The organism is Oribacterium sp. oral taxon 078 str. F0263 (assembly GCF_000469565.1).
Classification (GTDB): Bacteria; Bacillota; Clostridia; order Lachnospirales; family Lachnospiraceae; genus Oribacterium.
In genome coordinates, this window is record NZ_KI273122.1 from 66424 (window position 1) to 88209 (window position 21786).

Annotated in this window: 19 protein-coding genes; 18 read left to right on the top strand and 1 reads right to left on the bottom strand. The window is 55.7% G+C overall.

The features are described from left to right. Positions 1-12 precede the first annotated feature (12 nt). From HMPREF1986_RS07620 to HMPREF1986_RS07685, 14 genes are all read left to right on the top strand, one after another. Entirely contained in the window at positions 13-477 is a 465-nt protein-coding gene (locus HMPREF1986_RS07620) for a hypothetical protein (RefSeq protein WP_051273899.1), read from the top strand. Then, positions 455-2788, top strand: coding sequence for a peptidoglycan D,D-transpeptidase FtsI family protein (locus HMPREF1986_RS07625; protein ID WP_021774246.1), 2334 nt, complete (start codon positions 455-457; stop codon positions 2786-2788). Before HMPREF1986_RS07620 ends, HMPREF1986_RS07625 begins: the two co-directional genes overlap by 23 nt. 83 nt (positions 2789-2871) lie before the next feature. Beyond that, positions 2872-3846: a phospho-N-acetylmuramoyl-pentapeptide-transferase gene (gene mraY / locus HMPREF1986_RS07630; RefSeq protein WP_021774247.1), complete on the top strand. Its 975-nt coding sequence runs from the start codon at positions 2872-2874 to the stop codon at positions 3844-3846. Positions 3847-3913: 67 nt separating this feature from the next. Continuing rightward, complete coding sequence (murD, locus tag HMPREF1986_RS07635; RefSeq protein ID WP_021774248.1) at positions 3914-5272, top strand: UDP-N-acetylmuramoyl-L-alanine--D-glutamate ligase; 1359 nt, start codon at positions 3914-3916, stop codon at positions 5270-5272. 10 nt (positions 5273-5282) lie between these two features. Then, positions 5283-6428, top strand: coding sequence for an FtsW/RodA/SpoVE family cell cycle protein (locus HMPREF1986_RS07640; protein ID WP_021774249.1), 1146 nt, complete (start codon positions 5283-5285; stop codon positions 6426-6428). Further along, positions 6425-7981: a cell division protein FtsQ/DivIB gene (locus tag HMPREF1986_RS12615; protein ID WP_021774250.1), complete on the top strand. Its 1557-nt coding sequence runs from the start codon at positions 6425-6427 to the stop codon at positions 7979-7981. Before HMPREF1986_RS07640 ends, HMPREF1986_RS12615 begins: the two co-directional genes overlap by 4 nt. A gap of 92 nt (positions 7982-8073) precedes the next feature. Further along, positions 8074-9435: a cell division protein FtsZ gene (ftsZ, locus tag HMPREF1986_RS07650; protein WP_021774251.1), complete on the top strand. Its 1362-nt coding sequence runs from the start codon at positions 8074-8076 to the stop codon at positions 9433-9435. Positions 9436-9510: 75 nt separating this feature from the next. Then, complete coding sequence (locus HMPREF1986_RS07655) at positions 9511-11103, top strand: peptide chain release factor 3 (protein WP_036599819.1); 1593 nt, start codon at positions 9511-9513, stop codon at positions 11101-11103. 38 nt (positions 11104-11141) lie between these two features. Beyond that, complete coding sequence (locus tag HMPREF1986_RS07660; protein ID WP_021774253.1) at positions 11142-12536, top strand: Sapep family Mn(2+)-dependent dipeptidase; 1395 nt, start codon at positions 11142-11144, stop codon at positions 12534-12536. 237 nt (positions 12537-12773) lie between these two features. Continuing rightward, a complete protein-coding gene (locus HMPREF1986_RS07665) occupies positions 12774-13745 on the top strand; it encodes a methionine ABC transporter ATP-binding protein (protein WP_051273910.1) in 972 nt (323 codons plus the stop codon). Beyond that, positions 13746-14408, top strand: coding sequence for a methionine ABC transporter permease (locus tag HMPREF1986_RS07670; protein ID WP_009214903.1), 663 nt, complete (start codon positions 13746-13748; stop codon positions 14406-14408). It begins immediately after the preceding gene. 137 nt (positions 14409-14545) lie between these two features. Beyond that, positions 14546-15496 (top strand): MetQ/NlpA family ABC transporter substrate-binding protein, encoded by a 951-nt coding sequence (locus HMPREF1986_RS07675; RefSeq protein ID WP_021774255.1) that lies wholly within the window; start codon positions 14546-14548, stop codon positions 15494-15496. A gap of 476 nt (positions 15497-15972) precedes the next feature. Then, positions 15973-16863 carry a fructose bisphosphate aldolase gene (locus HMPREF1986_RS07680; RefSeq protein WP_021774258.1) on the top strand — a complete coding sequence of 297 codons (891 nt, stop codon included), beginning with the start codon at positions 15973-15975 and terminating at the stop codon, positions 16861-16863. Between the two features lie 60 nt (positions 16864-16923). Then, positions 16924-17433 (top strand): ferritin, encoded by a 510-nt coding sequence (locus HMPREF1986_RS07685; protein ID WP_036599911.1) that lies wholly within the window; start codon positions 16924-16926, stop codon positions 17431-17433. Between the two features lie 59 nt (positions 17434-17492). Here the strand turns inward: HMPREF1986_RS07685 and HMPREF1986_RS07690 are convergent, their stop codons facing one another. Further along, on the bottom strand, positions 17493-18038 hold the full coding sequence (locus tag HMPREF1986_RS07690) for a TIGR01440 family protein (RefSeq protein ID WP_021774260.1): 546 nt from the start codon (positions 18036-18038) through the stop codon (positions 17493-17495). A gap of 182 nt (positions 18039-18220) precedes the next feature. On the opposite strand from HMPREF1986_RS07690, the gene rpsU reads away from it, so the two are divergent. The 4 genes from rpsU to HMPREF1986_RS07710 all read left to right on the top strand — a co-directional run bounded on the left by rpsU (position 18221) and on the right by HMPREF1986_RS07710 (position 21780). After that, positions 18221-18397 carry a 30S ribosomal protein S21 gene (rpsU, locus tag HMPREF1986_RS07695; RefSeq protein ID WP_009429204.1) on the top strand — a complete coding sequence of 59 codons (177 nt, stop codon included), beginning with the start codon at positions 18221-18223 and terminating at the stop codon, positions 18395-18397. A gap of 193 nt (positions 18398-18590) precedes the next feature. Beyond that, complete coding sequence (locus HMPREF1986_RS07700) at positions 18591-19634, top strand: PhoH family protein (protein WP_021774262.1); 1044 nt, start codon at positions 18591-18593, stop codon at positions 19632-19634. Continuing rightward, complete coding sequence (gene ybeY, locus HMPREF1986_RS07705) at positions 19631-20128, top strand: rRNA maturation RNase YbeY (protein ID WP_021774263.1); 498 nt, start codon at positions 19631-19633, stop codon at positions 20126-20128. The genes HMPREF1986_RS07700 and ybeY overlap by 4 nt, the downstream gene beginning before the upstream one ends. Beyond that, positions 20125-21780, top strand: a complete 1656-nt coding sequence (locus HMPREF1986_RS07710) for a putative polysaccharide biosynthesis protein (RefSeq protein ID WP_021774264.1) — start codon at positions 20125-20127, stop codon at positions 21778-21780. The genes ybeY and HMPREF1986_RS07710 overlap by 4 nt, the downstream gene beginning before the upstream one ends. Positions 21781-21786 lie beyond the last annotated feature (6 nt).

Consider the following 21786-nt stretch of genomic DNA (forward strand, 5'->3'; position numbering starts at 1 on the left):
AGGAGCCTAATAGTGATAAAGCAGCATCGAAAGGGGGAGACAGAGGGAGTGAAGCGGGACAGCCCGCGTTTTTTGACTCCGGGAGCCGCGGAGCTTCGAAAGATGCAGCTTCGCTGTGAGACGGAGCGGAGCAGCCGTCTCCGGAAAAAGAGCGGAGCGTGGAGCTTTTACTTTCAGTTCATGCTCTTTCTCTCCTTTCTTCTCGCTGTCGGGATCTGCCTGAATTATGTGCAGCTTCATACCGAGATCAATACGAGGGAGCAGCGCATCGAGCGCCTGAGGGACAAGCTTGAGAAAAGGCGTTCGGAAAACGATGCCATGCAAAATTATATTTCCAATGCGGTCAGTCCCGATGAGATCTATCAGGTTGCGACAAAGGAGCTCGGGATGATCTATGCCGGGGAGGAGCAGATCATCCACTATAAGAGGGCAGAAAACGGTTATGTGAGGCAGTATGAAGAAATCCCGAAGCACTGAGGAGAACAGCGGGCAGGAGCCAAAGCTTCTGCCGCTCTATATGCAGCAGAAGCTCTTTTTGATATTGCTTTTCTTCCTGCTTCTCTTTCTGTACCTCACCTTTTCGATCTATCAGACGATTCGCGGAAACGGGCAGGACTATCAGAGGATGATCCGCTCGCAGAGGCAGGCGCATTACCGCTCGGAGAGCATCCCCTTCCGGAGGGGAGATATCACGGATCGAAACGGAACGGTGCTGGCGACGAGCCAGGCGGTCTATACCATGATTTTGGATCCGAAGGAGATTCTGGATCCGGAGCAGCCCTATCACAGCGCGACGGTTGCGGCGGTCTCGAAGATCCTGGGGGAGGAGACAGAGCAGGTGGAGAAGTTCCTCTCTGAGAGATCCGGAAAGAGGTATGCGAGATATCAAAGGCAGCTCAGCTTTGAGGACAAGGAGCGCTTCGATCAGTTCAAGGAGGCGGAGAACCAAAGACTGAAGAAGCTCTGGGCGAAGCAGAGAAGGGAGCAAAAGAAGAGCAAAAAGGAGGGAGAGGAGGAAAAATTGCAGCAGATCGGGGGCGTCAGCTTTGAGCTCAGCTATAAGAGGAATTATCCCTATGGCTCTCTCGCCTGCACCGTGCTCGGCTTTTCCTCCGGAGACGGGACTTCGGGGAGCGGAGGCATCGAGCAGTATTATAATGACAAGCTGACAGGGGTCAACGGCAGGAAATACGGCTTTCTCGACTTTGACACAAAGCTGCAGAGTGTTTTAAAGGATGCGACGGACGGAAACAATATCGTCAGTACCATCAATTATAATATACAGAGCGCGGCGGAAAAGTATCTGCAGGAGTGGCAGGTCGATGATGTCGGTTCCAAGATGGCAGCGGCGATCGTCATGGACCCGAACAATGGGGAGGTGCTCGCGATGGCGAGCACGAACCGCTATGATCTGAATAATCCCAGGAATCTGGACCCGACTGTCTATACCGATCAGAAGCTCAGGGAAATCGGCCGGAAAAAGCTGGTCGAGGGCTTTCGGAAAAACTATCCGGATCAGGGCAGTGTGACGGACGCGCAGGTTTTAAGCCAATATACCGAGGATGAGCTGAAGACGGCGGGACAGAAGGCGGTCTGGGATCAGCTTTGGAGAAACCCCGTGGTCACGGACAGCTATGAGCCCGGCTCCACGGTGAAGCCCTTTACCCTTGCGGGAGCGCTCGATGAGGGAGCAATCACGCCGAACACCGTCTATGAGTGCAAGGGCTTTATCCAGCTGAGCGACGGCACACACAGCTGGAAGATCCAGTGCCACAACCGGGATGGCCACGGACAGCTGAATGCGGAACAGGCGCTGATGGAGTCCTGCAATATTTACATGCTGGATGCTGCCTTTGCGGAGGGAAAGGAGAAATTTGCGAAATATCAGCACCTCTTCGGCTTCGGAGAGAAAACCGGCATTGACCTCCCCGCGGAGGTGGACACCTCGGGCCTTGTCTACAGCGCCGATGCGCTCGGAAAGACCACTCTCGCGACAAACTCCTTCGGGCAGAATTTCAATGTATCCATGATTCAGATGGCCGCGGCCTACTGCAGTATCCTAAACGGCGGAAGCTACTATAAGCCCCATATCGTAAAGCAGATCCGAAACTCCAATGGAACTGTGCTTCAGGATGTAAAGCCGGAGCTTCTCCGGGTCACAAGCTCCGTAAAGAGCTGCGACTTTCTCCGCCAGGCGCTCTATCAGACGGTGGAGCACGGGACCGGACAGCCGGCAAAGATCCAGGGCTACAAGGTCGGGGGGAAGACCGGGACTGCGCAGAAGCTTCCCCGCTCCGAGAAAAACTATCTGGTCTCCTTCTGCGGCTTTGCCCCCGTTGATGATCCGCAGATCCTCGTCTATGTCATCGTGGACACGCCGAACAAGGAGGGAGAGGATCAGGCCAGCGCCTCCTTTGCGACGAAGATCGAGCAAAAAATCATGAATGATTCCCTGCAGTATCTCGATATCCCGCCGGAGGGGAAGACCGATCCGAAGAACTCTTTGAATGAGAGTCTCTCCGCTCAGCCGGAGGGGATCAACCGGAAAGGGCTGGGAGCGGGAGAAGAGAGCGGGAGCGCCGCGGAGAGCAGCAGCGAGGAGGAAAGCAAAAAGGAAGGTCCCGGGGACGAGAGTCTCTCGGGAGAGGGGGGAGCGGATGTCCCGGCCGAGCTCCCGAGTTCCTCGGAGAATGCGGGAAGCAGCCGCGCGGAGACGGGATCCGGCCGGAGCCGGGAGGAGAGCTCCTCCGGGACGAAGGCAGCGGAGAGCGCGGCATCGGCCCGATGAAGACGCAGAAACGGATCAGAAGCAGAAGATAGATCAGATTCGAAAGAAAAACACAGATCAGCCGCCTTGCAGCGGAGCAATCCATGGAGAGAAGCATGTACCTCGATTTTACCTTATCCACAGTCCTGTCCTTTGTCCTCGCCGTTTTGCTCGCGATTCCCCTGATACCGGAGCTTCATAAGCTCAAGTTCGGGCAGGAGGTGAGGGAGGACGGGCCGGAGACACATCTTAAGAAAAAGGGAACTCCCACTATGGGCGGGATCATTTTCCTCCTTTCGCTTCTCGTGCCTTCTGTCTTCTATGCGCTTCGCTTTCCGAAGATCCGGCCGGCGCTTTTCCTCACGCTCGGCTTTGCGGCAGTCGGCTTCCTGGATGATTCCATCAAGGTCTTAAAGCATCATTCAGAGGGCTTGAATCCGAAGCAGAAGTTTTTCCTGCAGCTTCTGATCACGCTTCTTTTTTCCCTCTGGATCTGCCTTTTGCCGGGGTATGAGAGCGCCCTTCGCATCCCCTTTACCCGCTCTATGCTGAAGCTCGGCCCCTTTTATATCCCGGCGCTTCTTTTCATCGTGACGGCTACGGACAACGGTGCGAACTTTACGGACGGCCTCGACGGGCTCTGCTCCTCTGTCACAGCGGTGATCTCGCTCTTTTTGGGGATTTATGCCATTTTTACCGGAGAGAGAGAGCTTGTCCCGCTGTGCGGTGCCATGCTCGGCGCTCTTCTCGGTTTTCTCTGCTTCAATGCTTATCCGGCCAGGGTATTTATGGGAGATACCGGCTCTCTCGCGCTCGGCGGTTTCGTCTCCGCACTTGCCATTGAGCTTGGGATTCCTCTTTATATCCCTCTTTTCGCTTTTATCTATCTTTTGGAGGTATTATCTGTCATCATTCAGGTTTCCTATTTTAAGCTAAGCCACGGCAGGCGGATTTTCCGCATGGCGCCGATCCATCACCATTTTGAACTTCTGGGGTGGTCGGAGACCCGCGTAGTGACAGTGTTTACCATTATCAGTCTGCTGCTCTCACTGCTTTCCTTTACTCTTTTGATCCTGTGATCATCGGAGAAGAGGAAATACAGAGGGGCGGAAGGATCAGGAAAAGAGGATAGAAGAGAGGAAGACCATGAACAGGGAGAAGGTGCTGGTGCTCGGTGCGGGGCGGAGCGGAATCGCCGCCGCAAAACAGATATTGGGGCTCGGAGGACAGGTCGTCCTCTTTGATTCCAATGAGAAGCTCAATGTGGCTGAGCTCCTCAAAAATTTTGAAAAAAAGGATAAGATCCGCATTCTGAAGGGAAAGCTTTCGCCGACGGATCTCGTCAATGTGGATCTTGCGGTCATCAGCCCGGGGATTCCGCTGGATCTCCCGCTGGTAAAAAGGATCCGCGGCGCGAAAATTCCGATCTGGGGAGAGCTTGAGCTCGCCTATCAGTCCAGCCGGGGGAAGCTCGCCGCGATCACCGGGACCAATGGGAAGACGACGACGGTCTCCCTCGTGGGAGAGATTCTTCGCTCCCATTTCAGTGATACCCATGTGGTGGGAAATATCGGAAATCCCTTTACCGCGGAAGCGCTGGAGACGGAGGACAGCTCCGCCACCGTGATCGAGGTCAGCTCCTTTCAGCTCGAGACCATCATGGATTTCCGGCCGGATGTCAGCGCGATTACGAATATCACGCCGGATCATCTGGACCGCCATAAGAGTATGAAAAATTATATCCGCATCAAGGAATCCATCGCGATGAACCAGACGGAAGAGGACTGCGTGGTTCTGAATTATGAGGATCCGGAGCTTCGGAGCTTCGGGAAAGGGAAGGAGCTTAAGCCGAAGGTGCTATGGTTCTCCAGTGAGCGGGAGCTCAAGGAGGGATTTTTCCTGAGGAAGGATGCGCTTTTCTTCCGGGAGGCGGGGAAGGAGGCGGAGGAGCTTCTCAAGGTGCGGGAGCTCAAGCTTCTCGGGAAGCATAATTATGAGAATGTCATGTGCGCCATGGCGGTTTCTTACAGGATGGGAGTTCCGATGAGAAAGATCATTTCGGTGTGCAAAAGTTTCCGGCCGGTCGAGCACAGGATCGAGTTCGTGCGGAAGAGGAGCGGCGTCAGCTATTATAATGATTCCAAGGGGACCAATGTGGATGCCGCGATTCAGGCGCTCCGAGCGATGCCGGGGCCGGTGATCCTGATCGGCGGCGGCTATGACAAGCATGTGGACTTTGACGACTGGGTGAAGGAATTCAAGGGCAGGGTGAAGTATCTTGTGCTGATCGGACAGACCAGGAGTCAGATCGCAAACTGTGCGAAGAAATACGGCTTTAAGAATATCATGTTCGCAGAGGATATGGACGAGGCGGTCAGGGACTGCGCGGCCTATGCGGACAGCGGGGACTTTGTGCTTCTGAGCCCCGCCTGCGCGAGCTGGGGAATGTTTAAGGACTATGAGGAAAGGGGACAGATCTTCAAGGACTGTGTGAAGAATCTGTAGCTTTGGGGAGATGGGATTGACGAGGACGAAGAAAATAGTGAGCTTTTACGATTACAGCCTGCTTTTTGCGGTGCTCTTTATCCTGGGCTTCGGCCTGCTCATCCTTTATTCCGCGTCCTCCGGAAGAGGAGACATGGAGGAGAGCGCCATGTCCTATCTGAGAAAACAGGGATTTTTTGCCATCGGCGGACTCGTCCTCATGCTTGGGATCTCCCATCTATTGGATTATCGTTTTCTCCGCGTTCTGGCTCTCCCCGGCTTTGCCGCGGCCTGCGGCCTGGTTCTTTTAACCGCAGCATATGGCGCGGCCTCTCACGGATCCACCCGCTGGTTCACGATTTTCGGGGTGCGCTTTCAGCCCTCTGAGCTTGTGAAGTTTACTCTCATTATCATGGAGGCGAGAGAATTCTCCCGTCTGGGAAGTCAGGTCAACAATAATAAGAAGAGTCTCCGCCAGCCGCTTTTGCTGGCCCTTTTTCCCGCGATTTTCATTGCGTTTTCCAATCTTTCCACGGGGATCATTATCCTTGGGATCTTTTCCCTGATGCTCTTTGTGGAAAGAAAAGAGTATAAGCCCTTCTTCTATCTCTTTCTGCTGCTCCTTCTTCTCTATCTCGCGGCCTATCCCTTTGCGGTGCTGATGGAGAAGTGCCATATCATGCATGGATATCAGCTGATGAGAATCTATGCCTGGAAGCGCCCCCTCGACCCGAGATATGTGAGTAAAACCTATCAGACCGTGCAGGGACTCTATGCGATCGGCTCCGGGGGGATCTTCGGGAGAGGGCTCGGGGAATCCCTTCAGAAGTTCATGATGCCGGAGGCGCAGAACGACATGATCTTCACGATACTCTGCGAGGAGCTCGGCCTTTTCGGCGCGGTTTCCCTGATCCTCATCTACCTTTTTATCCTCTACCGCCTCTATGACATCGCAAGGAATGCCCCGGATCTCTTCGGCTCCTTTCTCGTGATCGGCGTGATGTCGCACATCGGTCTGCAGGCGGTTCTCAACATCGCGGTGGCCTGCAATCAGATCCCCAATACAGGGGTCACGCTGCCCTTTGTGAGCTATGGGGGGACAGCACTCGTTTTGCTTCTTCTGGAGATAGGGATCTGTCTCTCGGTCTCGAAGCAGACGAAGCTGGAGCTTCGATGAACGGGCCCACGGGGAAAATCAGAAGGCCCCGCGGCTATAGCTCCGGGCGGAATCGGAGGGAGCGGCATGCTCCGGAGGAGAGGAAGGGCGGGGAGCTGCTGCGGGACGGGAGTGCCGGGCCTCCGGAGATCGCGCCCGTTTTTCCGCATCGGGAAAAGGCGGAGGGGAAGCGGGAAGGAGCGGAGGAAAAGAGGGCAGGCGGAGGCGGAATCCGGAGAGAGCTCCGAAGGGCCGCCGCGCTTTCCAATCTGGAAACGGAGGAGATGAGGAAGCGGAGGCTCCATGGGCAGAGCGGAAGGAAGATCGTGCCGCTTTATGGAAGAGGATTTACGTCCCCGGAGGAGGCTGCGGAGAAGGGAGCGTCCCTTTCGCTTCGCTCGGAGAGAAACCGCCAGTTCCTGGAGGGGGAAGCCAGGATGCGCCAGCTTGCGAGTGCGAGGAAGCAACGAAAGGAGGCGGAGAAGCCGGAGGAGAGCCATGCCGACGCAGCGCTTCAAAAGGCGGTAGAGGAGCTTCTCTCGAGGAGGAAGAAGGAGAGAGAGTCTTCCCTGTCCATGGCGGAAGAAGAAGCGGAAGAGAACACAATAGGAAGCGAAGAAGCAGCGGAGGAAGAGAGGAAAGCGATAGATCCCGGGGCGAAGGAGGACGCTTTTTCGGAGGAGAGGGAGAGGATAACCCGGGGGAGGAGCAGAAGGAGAAGGACGGAGGAGCCGACGGAAGCCGCCCCTTTGGAGAAGGCAGAGCGGAATAAGGACCGCGCATCGCGGTGGAGACTTCCCGTTTTGCTTCGCTTTTCCCCGGCCAGGGAGCTAAGCCCCCAGGAGAGAGAGGAGAGGAGGAAGCAGGGGATCCGGATTCGCCGGATGGAGATCCTGCTTTTGATCCTGGGCATCCTTTTGGTGCTTGTGACGGCGAGATTTCAGAGCATCGAAATCACGGGGAACCGGCGCTATTCCGAGGAGGAGATCCGGGCCATGCTCTTTCCGGGTAGCTGGGATACGGATTCTTTTTATCAGTTTCTGAAGGAGCACACGAGAGAGCACGCGGAGTATCCCTTCATCGAAAGCTATGAGCTTCACTGGAAGGGGCCTCTTAAGCTGAAGGTCAGAGTCCGGGAAAAGAATGTCGTCGCCTATGTGGGCTTTATGTCCAGCAGGTTTTACTTTGACCGGGATGGAATGGTAGTCGAATCCACGCAGGAGCCTCTTGAGGGCGTACCGAGGATAGAAGGCCTCGACTTCGGATCGATTTCCCTTCATAAAAGGATTTCCGTAAAAAATGACAGGGTCTTTCACGATATCATGAATCTGACCAATGCCCTGTCGGAATTACAGATTTCCTGCGAGAGCATCCGCTATGATGACTCCTTAAATGCGACCTTGAATCTCGGAGACATCAGGGTGAAGCTCGGGGCGGATCAGGACATGGAGGAGAAGATTTCCTGCCTCAGGGAGATCCTCCCGAAGCTCTCCGGAAGGAGGGGGGAGCTCGATCTCTCCACCTATCTGGACCGGGGAGGAAGGGACAGTTTTATCTTCACAGAGAGCAAGTAGAAAAGCCCCGATCAATCCCGGGGCTTGCTATTTATCGGAAATCTTAGTATATTATTCCGGAAAGGAACGTTTTATCAGCGAAGGAGGAAGATATGCTGGAGATTAAACTTCCTGAGTCAGAGGCAGCTGCGAAGATCATTGTCGTTGGTGTTGGTGGCGCAGGCAATAACGCAGTGAACCGAATGGTGGATGAGGGAATTGTGGGAGTGGACTTTATCGGGGTGAACACCGATAAGCAGGCCCTCCAGTTCAGCAAGGCTTCCACATCCATGACGATCGGCGAGAAGCTCACCAAGGGGCTTGGCTGCGGCGGAAAGCCGGAGATCGGCATGAAGGCCGCGGAGGAAAGTTCCGAGGATATCACCTCCGCCTTGCAGGGAGCGGATATGGTTTTCGTCACCTGCGGCATGGGGGGCGGCACAGGAACCGGAGCGGCCCCTATTATCGCAAAGATTGCGAAGGACATGGGAATTCTCACGGTCGGCGTCGTCACAAAGCCCTTCCGCTTTGAGGCAAAGCAGAGGATGAATAATGCCCTGAAGGGGATCGATGCGCTCAAGGAGGCCGTCGATACCCTGATTGTCATCCCGAACGACAGGCTTTTGGAGATTGTAGACAGAAGGACCACGATGCCGGATGCGTTGAAGAAGGCGGACGAGGTCCTGCAGCAGGCTGTACAGGGCATTACGGACCTCATCAATGTCCCGGGGCTCATCAATCTCGACTTTGCCGATGTCTCTTCTATTATGAAGGATAAGGGGATAGCGCACGTCGGAATCGGAAAGGCGAAGGGAGACGAGAAGGCGATCGAGGCGGTCAAGGCCGCGATCTCCTCCCCGCTTCTGGAGACGACGATCGAGGGCGCTTCGGATGTGATTATCAATATCTCCGGAGATATCAGTCTGGTGGAAGCGAACGAGGCTGCCTCTTATGTGGAGGAGCTCGCCGGGGAAAATGCGAATATCATCTTCGGTGCAATGTATGACGAGAGTGCGCAGGACGAAGCGACGATCACGGTGATCGCGACCGGGATCCAGGAGATGGAGCAGAAGACAAAATCCGCTGCCTCCGTGATGGGGAAGAAGGTGTTTAAACCGATTCCGCCGGTGCAGCAGCAGCCGGCCGCGGCTCCTTCTCCCGCCCCCATTCCTGCGGCTCCCTCTCCCGCCCCTGCTCCGGCTCCGGCCGCGCAGAGGCCGGCGGCCCAGGGCTCTCCGATCATCCCGAATCTTTTCGGACATGGAGGAGCCTTCCAGAGCCGTCCCACTGTTCCGATCAATCCCACATCGGCGCCGACTCTGAATGTGAACACGCGTATCGGGGTTCCTCCCTCTCAGTCCGCCCAGCAGACGACACAGATGCCAAAGGAACAGACCGGAGCGAGCAGACAGCAGTCCAACAAGGAGATGTCGATCAATATTCCGGAATTCCTGCGAAACAGAAACAGCAGGTAAAGCTGCCGGGAAGAAGGGACTATGTCAAAAAACGGCATAGTCCTTTCTTTGTACGGCATTGACAGCGGGAGGACTATGGGCAGTTTACGGGAAGAGATTGAAAAGAGAAGGACATTCGCGATTATTTCGCATCCGGATGCCGGGAAGACGACATTGACGGAGAAGTTCCTTCTCTATGGGGGAGCGATACAGCTCGCCGGAACCGTCAAGGGACGGAAGGCGACAAAGCACGCGGTTTCCGACTGGATGGAGATCGAAAAGGAGAGAGGGATCTCCGTGACCTCCTCCGCCCTCCAGTTCAATTATGACGGGAAATGCATCAATATCCTGGATACGCCGGGGCATCAGGACTTTTCGGAGGACACCTACCGGACCTTGATGGCGGCGGACAGCGCGGTGATGGTGATTGACGGAGCAAAGGGAGTGGAGCCGCAGACCATAAAGCTTTTTAAGGTCTGTGTCCTTCGGCATATCCCGATCTTTACCTTTATCAATAAGTTTGACCGGGAGGCGAGAGATCCCTACGAGCTCCTGGATGAGATCGAAAATGTACTCGGGATTCACACCTGCCCGATCAACTGGCCGATCGGCTGCGGACGCGCCTTCCGGGGGGTCTACGACAGGGAGAGGGACTGTGTGGATCTTTTTCACGCCAATGCGGGCGGTTCCAGGGAGGTGGAGACCAGGACGCTCTCCATGGAGGATCCGGAGCTCCCGGAGCTTCTTTCCGCGGAATATTATGAGAAGCTCCGGGAGGACAGGGAGCTTTTGGACGGAGCTTCCGATAATTTCAGCAGGGAGAGGATCGACCGCGGAGATCTGACGCCGGTATTTTTCGGCTCTGCGCTGACCAATTTCGGTGTGGAGACCTTTCTCTCCCATTTTCTCTCCATGACGGAGGCCCCGCTCCCCAGAAAATCCGATCAGGGGCTCATTGACCCGGTGAAGGAGAGCTTCTCTGCCTTTGTCTTTAAGATCCAGGCCAATATGGACCCGAGGCACAGGGACAGAGTGGCCTTCCTCAGGATCTGCTCCGGAGAGTTCGACGCGGGGATGGAGGTGAACCATGTACAGAGCGGGAGAAGGGTGAAGCTCTCCCAGCCGACACAGCTGATGGCGGATGAAAGAAAGATCGTGGACAAGGCCTATGCCGGAGACATCATCGGGATCTTCGATCCCGGTATCTTTTCCATCGGGGATACGCTGGAGATCTCGGGCAAAAAATTCCGCTTCGAGGGAATTCCAACCTTCGCGCCGGAGCATTTTGCGAGAGTCCGGCAGATCGATACCATGAAGCGGAAGCAGTTTTTGAAGGGGATCTCCCAGATCGCGCAGGAAGGGGCGATACAGATCTTTCAGGAATACAATACCGGCATGGAGGAGATCATCGTCGGTGTCGTCGGCGTCCTGCAATTTGAAGTATTGACTTATCGCCTAAAAAATGAGTACAATGTGGATGTGCGTCTGGAAACATTGCCCTATGAATATATCCGCTGGATCGAGAATCGGACGGAGCTCGATATCGAGCATATCGAGGGAACCTCGGATATGAAGCTGGTGAAGGATCTGAGGGACAGACCGCTCCTCCTCTTCGTCCATGAATGGTCCATCGGAATGGTGCTCGACCGGAACAAGACGCTGAAGCTTTCGGAATTTTCGAGGAACTGAGAGGGACCCGGAGGGGATCCGGGAAGGAAGGAGAGAGTATGGATGCCAAGGTAAAGGAATGGATTCGTTCCCACAAAGATGAGCTTTTGAAGGATGTGAAGGAGCTCTGCGCCATCCCATCCGTGAAGGGGGCCTATGAGGAGGGGAAGCCCTATGGTCCGGGTCCCTTTGAGTCCCTTAATTTCACGCTGAATCTCTGTGAGAAGTACGGCTTTCCCGCACAGAATCTCGAAAATTATGTGGGCTTTGCGGACTTTGATCCCTCTCTGCCCCCGAGCCTCGATATCCTCGCTCACACCGATGTCGTGCCGGCGGGAGAGGGCTGGACGGTCACGGAGCCCTTCCGCGTCATCGAGAAGGACGGGAGACTCTACGGCAGGGGCACAAGCGATGACAAGGGGCCGCTGTTGGCGGCGCTCTACGCGATGCGGGCGATCAAGGAGTGCGGCATTCCGCTGAAGAAGGGCGTCCGGATGATCGTCGGCGCGGACGAGGAGTGCGGCTCCTCCGATATCGAGAAATATTACGAGAAGTATCCGGAGGGAGAGATGACCTTCTCACCGGATGCGGAATTTCCTCTGATCAACATCGAAAAGGGGCAGTTTAGGGCCATGCTCTCGAAGGATTTCAAGGAGGACAGTGCGCTCCCGCGCCTTCTGTCCTTGGAGGCGGGCATCGCGGTAAATGCGGTCCCGCAGAAGGCGGTGCTTCGCTTTGAGGGACTGGAGCTGGAGAAGGCGGAGAGCGCGATGCGCGAGATCGAGAAGGAATGCGGTGTAAAGTGTGAGATCAGCGGGCCCGCGGAGATCACCGTCATCGGAAGCTCCGCCCATGCGGCGAAGCCGGAGAGCGGGAGAAATGCCGGGCTTTCGGCACTTCTTCTCGTGGAGAAACTCCCCCTGCATCCTTCCGAGCTCCTCGCTGCCCTGAAGAAGGTCTCGAAGCTCTTCCCCTACGGCGTGACCGACGGCTCCGGTCTCGGCATCCGCCTCAGGGATCCGGAATCCGGGGATCTGAGCTGCACTCTCGATATCTTCCACGTGGATCCGAAGCATATCGAGTTTATCTATGACTGCAGGACTCCGGTCACGGCGAACGAGGAGAACTGCTATGCCAGGGCGAAGGCCTCCGTCGAGGCGGAGGGACTGGATTATGAGGCGAAGAGCATCGTGCCGCCGCATAAGGTGGCGGCGGACTCCGACTTCGTGCAGAAGCTCCTCCGGGCCTATGAGGATGTCACCGGTCTCAAGGGAGAGTGCCTTGCGATCGGGGGAGGGACCTATGTCCATCATCTGAAGAACGGTGTTGCCTTCGGAGCGGTGCTGCCGGATGTGGATACGAGAATGCACGGCGCGGACGAGTTCATGGATGTCGAGAACCTTTTGCTCGCGTCGGAGGTCTATGCGGAATCCATCCTTCTGCTCTGCCGCTGATGGGCATCCTGTTTTTATCTGCATGAAATAGGAATGCTATAATTTGAGACTATAACCAAACATCGAAAAACACTATCCTGGGAGGGCTTGACGGAAAAGTCCTCCCATTTTAAACTGATACAGGTCTTTCCGGAGGGGCAGGGAGAGGCAGAGAAAGTCGCCCGGCTATGGCCGCGGAGAAGAGTGGCAGAGGGGAGAAAATCGGTGGAGGAAGGCTATATTATCCGACTCATCAATATGGGAAAAACCTTCCGGACGGATTCCGGAGAGCTTGTCGCACTGGATGATATCAATCTCGATATCCGGGAGGGCGCGGTGCAGGGCATCATCGGCCTCTCGGGGGCCGGGAAGTCGACTCTCGTCCGCTGCATCAACTATCTCGAGATTCCGACCAGCGGAAAGGTCCTCTTTGAGGGCAGGAGCCTGGGAGAGATGAGCCGGAAGGAGGTCCGGGAGGCGCGGAGAAGGATGGGGATGATCTTTCAGCAGTTCAATCTTCTCGAACAGAGAAACCTCCTTCGGAATGTCACCTTCCCCCTGGAGATCGCCGGTGTCCCGAAGAGGGAGGCGAAGGAGAGGGCGGAGGAGCTCCTGCAGCTCGTCGGACTTTCCGAGCGTTCGGGAAACTATCCCTCCCAGCTCTCCGGAGGACAGAAGCAGAGAGTGGCGATTGCGAGGGCCCTCGCAACCCGCCCGAAGGTCCTTCTCTGTGACGAGGCGACCTCGGCCCTCGATCCGAAGACGACGGAGCAGATCTTAAGCCTCCTCCGGAGGATCAATGAGGAGCTCAAGGTGACGATCATTGTCATCACACATCAGATGTCCGTGATTGAGGCAATTTGCGACGAGGTGGCGATCATCGACCACAGCCATATCGCGGAGTCCGGTCCCGTCTCTGAGATCTTCCATGCGCCGCGGACGGAGATCGGCCGGAGGCTGATCCTCGGAGAGGGAAACAGGAATCTGGACTTTGCGAACGGCAGGAAGCTCCGCATCGTCTTCGACGGACGAAAGGCCAGGGAACCGGTGATCTCGGATCTCGTGCTGAGCTGCAAGATCCCGGTGAATATCCTCTTTGCGAACACAAGGCAGGTGGAGGATGAGGCAGTCGGACAGATGATTGTGGAGCTCCCGGATTCCGGGGAGGAGGCGGAGAAGGTCTGCGCCTATCTCCGATCCAAGGGAATTCCGTTTGAGGAGGTGAAGTAAATGCAGCTTTCGCAGTTTGTGGGGATGTATCTTGCGGAAAGCTGGGCAACGCTCTATATGGTCCTGATCTCCAGCACGATTTCCTATGCGATCGGGATTCCGCTCGGCGTGATCCTCGTCGCGACAGAGCAGGGGGGCATCGCGCCCTGCCGGATCGTGCATGGGATTCTCGGCTTTATCACCAATATCTTCCGCACGATTCCGTTTCTGATCCTGCTGGTCATGGTGCTTCCGCTGACGAAGCTCCTGGTGGGCACGACGCTCGGCCCGAGGGCGATCATCCCCCCCCTCATCATCGCTTCCGCCCCTTATATCGCGAGAATGGTAGAGTCCTCCCTGAAGGAGGTCGATGCCGGCGTGATCGAGGCCGCGAAGTCGATGGGAGCCAGCAACTGGCAGATCATCCGCATGGTCCTGCTCCCGGAGGCGAGACCGAGTCTCTATGTCGGCGCGGCGATCTGCATCACTACGATCCTCAGCTATTCCGCGATGGCGGGCTTTGTCGGCGGAGGAGGACTCGGGGCGATCGCCCTGAACTATGGATATTACCGCTATCAGACGGATGTCATGCTGATTGCGGTGGCAGTGCTCATCCTCATCGTGCAGCTCATCCAGGAATTTTGGATGCGGCTTGCGAAGGAGACCGATAAAAGAGTGAGCTGAGTTTAAAAACGGGAAGCTGCAGAGCGCGGCCGGCATCGCAGTCTTACATTGCGGGGGATCCGGCAGTCTTGATTTAAGGGGAAGTTTGCTTTACGGAAAAGGATAGAGAGATAGAGAGAAAGAGGGAGGAAGGTAAAATGAAAAAGAAGAGAATTGCATTATTTGCTGCGGCAGTGCTTGCTGCGTCTTTACTGGCAGGCTGCGCTGCTTCGGGAAGCGACAGCGCAAAGGAGGGGAGCACGAAGGCCGCGGAGGCGGAGAGCGGAAGCGAGAAGGCGGAGAAGGAGAGCGGGGAAAGCAAAGAGGCGGGCTCTTCGAAGGATAATGCCGGCGGAAAGGAGAGCAAGGCGGAGGGGGAGGAAGTGACGATCAAGATCGCCGCGTCCCCCAGCCCCCACGCGAAGATTCTCGAGGCCGCGAAGCCGGAGCTTGAGAAAAGGGGAATCAAGCTGGAGATCAAGGAATACAATGATTATGTACAGCCGAACCTTTTGACGGATCAAGGGGAGGTGGATGCGAACTACTTCCAGCACGAGCCCTATCTGGATGACTTCAATAAGGAGAAGGGGACTCATGTCGTCTCCGTCGGAAAGATCCACTATGAGCCCTTTGGAATCTATGCCGGAAAATCCAAGGACCTGAAGAACATCGCGGAGGGAGCGGAAATCGCGGTTCCGAACGATACGACAAACGAGGCCAGGGCCCTCCTCCTTCTCCAGGACAATGGCATCATCCGTTTAAAGGAGGGAGTGGGACTGACGGCGACGAAGCAGGATATCGTCGATAATCCGCACAATGTGAAAATCCTGGAGGTAGAGGCCGCCCAGATTCCGAGATCCATCGATTCCGTGGACTTCGCCGCGATGAACGGAAATTACGCGATCGAAGCAAAGTTCAAGCCATCGGATGCGCTCGCACAGGAGGCCTCCGACTCCGAGGCCGCTAAGACCTATGGAAATATCATCGCAGTCGCTGAGAAAAACAAGGATGCCGCATGGGCGAAGACTCTCGTTGAGGTTCTGAAATCCAAGGAAATCAAGGATTATATCAATCAAAACTTCGAGGGCGGAGTTGTGCCGCTGGACTAAGCTGCGAAAATTTAAAAACGGAATCCCAAATCGAAAAAGGCTGAGCCGAAGGGGAAGCGGGAGAGCCTGTAAAAGGAAGCTGCAGGAGAACGGGAGGATCGGGGACCGGCCCGGAGACAGAGAGTAGAGAAGACAGATTTTTTAAGGCCGCCTCTGTGCGGCCTTTTCTCTTCTTTTTAATGCTGCTGGGGATATCAACCCCTTTGCTGCTTCGCGGGGAATCCGCTCCCCTTTCGAAAGGCCCGGGCTTTCCCTCGGGATTTTTCGTCCCGGTCCCGGGATCTGGAGGAGAAGGGAGGGACGCTGTCCCGGGAGAACTCTGATCTTCGGAAAGAAAGACGATATTCGGGAAGAAGGAGTCTGTATTGACGAAGGGAGAGCAGGGGTATATAGTTGAGGGGAGTTAGTTATGATTAACTAAAAGGAGCGCTGAGCTCTGCCGCTCTGCGGCTCCTTCGGAATGAGGAGGTGATAGTATGAATACGGAACAGCTCGAGAGGATGCAGAAGGGCAGGGGCTTTATCGCCGCTCTCGATCAGAGCGGAGGCTCTACCCCGAAGGCACTGAAGGCCTATGGAATCGATGAGACAGAGTACCATGGGGATAAGGAGATGTTTGATCTGGTCCATGAGATGCGGACGCGGATCATCAAAAATCCTGCATTTTCCGCGGATCGGATTCTGGCGGCGATCCTTTTCGAGAATACGATGGATCGAAAGATCGACGGGGAATACACAGCGGATTATCTCTGGGAGAAAAAGCATATTGTTCCATTCCTGAAGATCGACAGGGGACTGGAGGAGGAGAAGAGGCATGTGCGGTTGATGAAGCCGATTCCCGCCTTGGATGAAACGCTGGAGCATGCCGCAGGGGAGCGGCATATCTTCGGCACCAAGGAGCGCTCTGTCATCCTCGATTATGATGAGCAGGGGATCCGGGATATCGTAGAGCAGCAGTTTGAGCTCGGGCTTCGCGTCTTTTCCCATGGCCTTGTCCCGATCCTGGAGCCGGAGGTGGATATTCACAGTCCGAAAAAGGCGGAGTCGGAGAGATTTTTAAAGGAATGCATCCGGGAGAGACTCAAGAAGCTGGAACCCTCTGTCAAGCTCATGCTTAAGCTGACAATCCCCACGGAGAATAATCTCTATGAGGAGCTGATGGCGGATCCCCATGTGGTCCGCATCGTCGCGCTGTCCGGAGGCTATTCAAGGGAGAAGGCCGATGAACTCCTCGCAGGGAACCGCGGTCTGATTGCGAGCTTCTCCAGGGCGCTCTCCGAGGGCCTTAGGAAGCAGCAGACGGAGGAGGAATTCAGCGCCTCCCTTCGGACTGCAGTCGATGCGATCTATGAGGCCTCCATCCGCTGAAAGGGAAGAATGTCGGGAAGGAGCGCCGCCCTTTGCAGGGCTTGGGAAGGGAGAGAGTATATGGATAAAAAGGTAAAGGAACTGATCAACACGCAGATCAATAAGGAGTTCTACTCCGCCTATCTGTATCTGGATTTTTCCGGCTACTACAATGATCTGGGGCTCGACGGCTTCGCGAACTGGTACGAGGTCCAGGCGCAGGAGGAGAGGGATCACGCCATGCTGATGCGCCAATACCTCTATAATAACGGAGAGCATGTCACGCTTCTTCCGATCGAAAAGCCGGACAAGGAATATAAGACGGCGGAGGATCCGCTTCGCTTCGCTCTGGAGCATGAGAAGTATGTGACCGGGCTGATCAATGCGATCTATGCGGCAGCCGATGCGGTGCACGACTACAGGACGATGCAGTGCTTCGACTGGTTTGTGAAGGAGCAGGGGGAGGAGGAGAAAAACGCCGAGGATCTCATCAAAAAGTATGAGCTCTACGGCGCTGATCCGAAGGGCCTCTATGCTCTGAATCAGGAGCTTCTGGGAAGGGCCTACGCGGCTCCGACGCTCGTGCTCTAGGATATGCGGCGGGGCTCTCAAGGGGACGGCCTTTTTCCATTTTGAGAGCCCCGTTTCCTTTATTTCAGGGCATCGTTATAGTGGGCGCGTTCTCCGCCGATGAATTTCGGACGGACTCTCGCCGCGCTGACGTGGGCTTTCCCGAGCTCTCGATATGCCAGACGGACGGGGACGGCGACTCGCTTAAGGTGCATGCCGATCAGGGTATCCCCGATATCGAGACCGGCATCCGCCCGGATCTCTTCCACGGCAACGGGATTTTGGAAGCTCTGCCATGCCGCAGTGGCGAAGGAACCTCCGGCCTTTGGCTGAGGGACGACATTCACGATGTCCAGCTGCGGGACGGCCTCCTCCTCTGTGATGATCGCGCGGTTTAAGTGCTCGCAGCACTGCGCGGCGAGGTAGATTCCCTTTTCCCGGCAGAGACGGTAGATGCCGGAGAAGACCGCTTCTGCGATCTCCGGCCTCGAGTTTGTGCCGATCCGTTCTCCGCAGATCTCGGAGCTGGAGCAGCCTACGACGAGAATCTGTCCCTTTTTCAGCCGGGCCTTCTCAAAAAGCTCAGAGCTCAGCTGATATGCTCTCTCTCTCAGGTTTTCCTCCATAGTGCCTCCTTTCCCCTGTGCGGGTATTCCGATATTCTGCAACCGACGCGGATATGTGCTAATAGAGATATAGCATAGTTTTTACGGAAATGCACCCTTTCTTGCCGCTTCTTCTTGACTTCGGCGGGGAATTTGCTATAATGAAAGCCAGTTTATACCCGAAGGGAGGTTTGGGGCTTTTCATGTCTAGTGTAATCGTAAAGGAAAATGAGTCTCTGGACAGCGCTTTACGCAGATTTAAGAGAAACTGCGCGAAGGCCGGAATCCAGCAGGAAATCCGGAAGAGAGAGCATTACGAGAAGCCGTCTGTCAGACGAAAGAAGAAGTCTGAAGCGGCGAGAAAGCGTAAGTTCAACTGAGAATTCGCTGCGAAGTGACGAAGCCGGCACAGCGGCTAATACAGAAGTCAGCACCTTGAGAGAGGGGCCCCGATTCAGAGATGAATTGGGGCCTTTCTTCTCGGAAGAAAATAGTATAGAATAATTAGAATGTCAGTGGAAGGATCCATGCCGGACTTGGCGGCGCTGTAACAGACAGATATAACGGAGGGGTATGGCGACAACGGAAATCATCCTGGAAATCCCGATAGAGCATGAGCGGAATGTGCTCGGTCAGCTGGACAGCCATTTGAAGAAGATCGAGAGGGCCTTTCATATCACGCTTGTGGATCGGGGAGGCGCTCTTAAGATCATCGGAGAGCAGGTTGAGGCGGAACGCGCTAAAAAGGTCTTTGAGAGTCTGATGCGGCTCTCGGAGCGGGGGAATCAGATTACAGAGCAAAATGTAGACTATGCGATCGCTCTCACGGTCTCTGAGAAATCCAGCGACAGTCTCGTGGAGATCGACAAGGATATCCTCGCGAGGACCGCGCTTGGGAAGCCGGTGAAGCCGAAGACACTGGGACAGAAGGACTATGTCGATCGGATCCGGGATAATATGCTTACCTTCGGCATCGGCCCCGCCGGGACCGGAAAGACCTATCTTGCGATGGCAATGGCGATCACCGCCTTTCGAAGACAGGAGGTCTCCCGCATTATCCTCACAAGGCCCGCCATTGAGGCGGGGGAGAAGCTTGGCTTCCTGCCCGGGGATCTTCAGTCCAAGGTAGATCCCTATCTGAGACCGCTCTACGATGCGCTCTACCAGATCATGGGGGCGGAGCAGTATCTTTCCAATGTGGAGAGAGGTCTGATTGAGGTTGCGCCGCTCGCCTATATGCGCGGCCGCACTCTGGACAACGCCTATATCATTTTGGATGAGGCGCAGAACACGACCCCCGCGCAGATGAAGATGTTTCTTACGAGGATCGGCTTCGGCTCCAAGGTGATCGTGACGGGAGATCTGACGCAGAAGGATCTGGAGGAGGGGAAGAGATCCGGGCTGGAGGATGCGATGCGGGTCCTCCGGGATGTGGAGGGAATCGCCTTCGCGGAGCTCACGAGTGCCGACGTCGTCCGCCACCCCCTGGTGCAGAGGATCGTAAACGCCTATGAGCAGGATGAAAAGAAGCGCATGGGAAAAGAGAAGACGCGCGGCGGCAGGGGAGGAAGCCAGGAGAGAAGGACGGACGGGGGACGGAGAACGCGGAAGGCATGACGATCAATCTTGATTTTGAGACAGAGAAGAGACTGGAGCTTCCCCTGGAGGAGATCATCACGGAAATCTGCGGGGCAGTGATCGCCTATGAGCACTGTCCGTTTTCCTGTGAAATCAGTGTGCTCTTCACAGACAATGAGGGGATCCGCATAATCAACCGGGACAGCCGGGGGATCGATGCTCCGACGGATGTGCTCTCCTTTCCGATGGCGGAATATGAGAGTCCGGGGGATTTTTCCCTCTTCCGGGAGGGGGATCCGGAGCTCTTCAACCCGGATACGGGGGATTTCTTTCTGGGGGATATCGTTCTGAATCTGGACCGGATCGAGTCTCAGGCGAGGGAATACGGACACAGCGAGCGGAGGGAGCTGGCCTTTCTGACCGCGCATTCCATGCTGCATCTTTTTGGCTATGACCATATGGCGGAGGGGGAGCGGAGCGAGATGGAGAGGCGGCAGCGAGAGATTCTGGAAGGAAAGGGCTATTGCCGATGAGCACAAAGCTACGGAAGGGAAGGAGAGGGAATTTCGTCGTCCAGGGCTCTCTCCTCGCCGCGGCCGGGATTCTGGTCCGCATCATCGGTATGGTCTACCGGGTTCCGCTCGCCGCCATCATCGGGGAAGAGGGAAATGGATACTATACCAGTGCCTTCGGCATCTATTCGCTGCTTCTGATTCTCTCCAGCTATTCCATGCCGACCGCGATTTCCCGCATTGTGTCCGGAAATCTCGCGAAGAAGCGCTATCGGAATACGGAGAGGGTGCTCCGGGCGGCCTTTCTCTACGCGAGCGGAATCGGCTTTATCATGTTTTCGCTGCTTTGGTTCGGGGCAGAGCCGATTGCCGTTTTATTGAAAAAGCCGGACTGCTCCTTTTCTCTCCGGGCGCTGGCCCCGACGGTATGGGTCATGGCCTATCTTGGGATACTGCGGGGCTATTTTCAGGGGACGGGAAATATGGTTCCGACAGCGGTCTCCCAGATTCTGGAGCAGGTTCTAAATGCGATTGTCTCCGTTCTCGCCGCGGGGCTGCTTTTCGGCGTGGGGGAGAGAGCCAGCCTCATCTACGGGAAGGAGGAGTATCCTTACGCCTACGGTGCCGCCGGAGGCTGTATCGGCACCGGCGCCGGCGCCTTCGCCGCCCTGATTTTCTTTGTGCTGCTCTATCTCTCCCAGCGCTATCTCATGCGATGCCGGGTGGTCCGGGACAAGGGGAGGCGGGACAGCTACCGGAGAATCATAGTCATTCTTGCGGGGACGATGCTCCCGATTCTGCTCTCCAGCACCGTGTACAATATTTCCTCCGTCCTCGATGACTATCTTTTCGGAAACATCATGACGAAGATCGGGAGAGCGGAGCATATCATCCGGGAATGGGGAATTTTCGGGGAGTATCATATTCTCTTTAATATCCCGGTCGCACTGGCGAATGCGCTTTCCTCCTCTCTGATTCCCAGTCTGACCAGGGCCGTAGAGGAGCACGAGAGGAAGGATATCGTATCCCGCGTGCGCTACAGCATTCGTTTTACCATGCTGATCGCCATTCCGGCGGCGGTGGGCCTCTCTGTTCTCGCAGAGCCGATCTGCCGCATGCTTTTCCCCGGAAAGAATGTACAGCTTCTCATCAATCTGACGAGAATCGGATCTCTTGCGGTGGTATTCTACTCTCTCTCAACGATCAGCAATGCGATCCTCCAGGGACTCGGGCATCTGAACATTCCGCTTCGAAATGCGGTGTATGCGCTCATACTTCATCTTATCGCCCTGGTTCTCCTCCTTTTTATGGGATTTGGGATCTATGGAGTCGTGCTCTCGAATATCTTTTTCGCTTTTGTCATGTGCATTCTGAATCAGCGCGCAATTCAGAGACATGTCCGTTACCGGCAGTACCTTCGAAAGACCTATCTCTATCCGATCATCGCAAGCGCTTTCATGGGGGGCGCGGCCTATGGGAGCTATCGCGCGGCCGCCCTCATGCTGCCAGCCTCAATCCGCTTTGGCCGGGTCGGTTCTATGCTGGAGCTTCTGCCCTCGCTTTTTCTCGCCGTACTGGTGTATTTTTTCTTTCTGCTTCGGATGCGCGCCTTTACGAAGGAGGATCTCGACAATATGCCGATGGGGAGAAAGCTGAGAAGGTTTCTGCGCTAGGCTCCG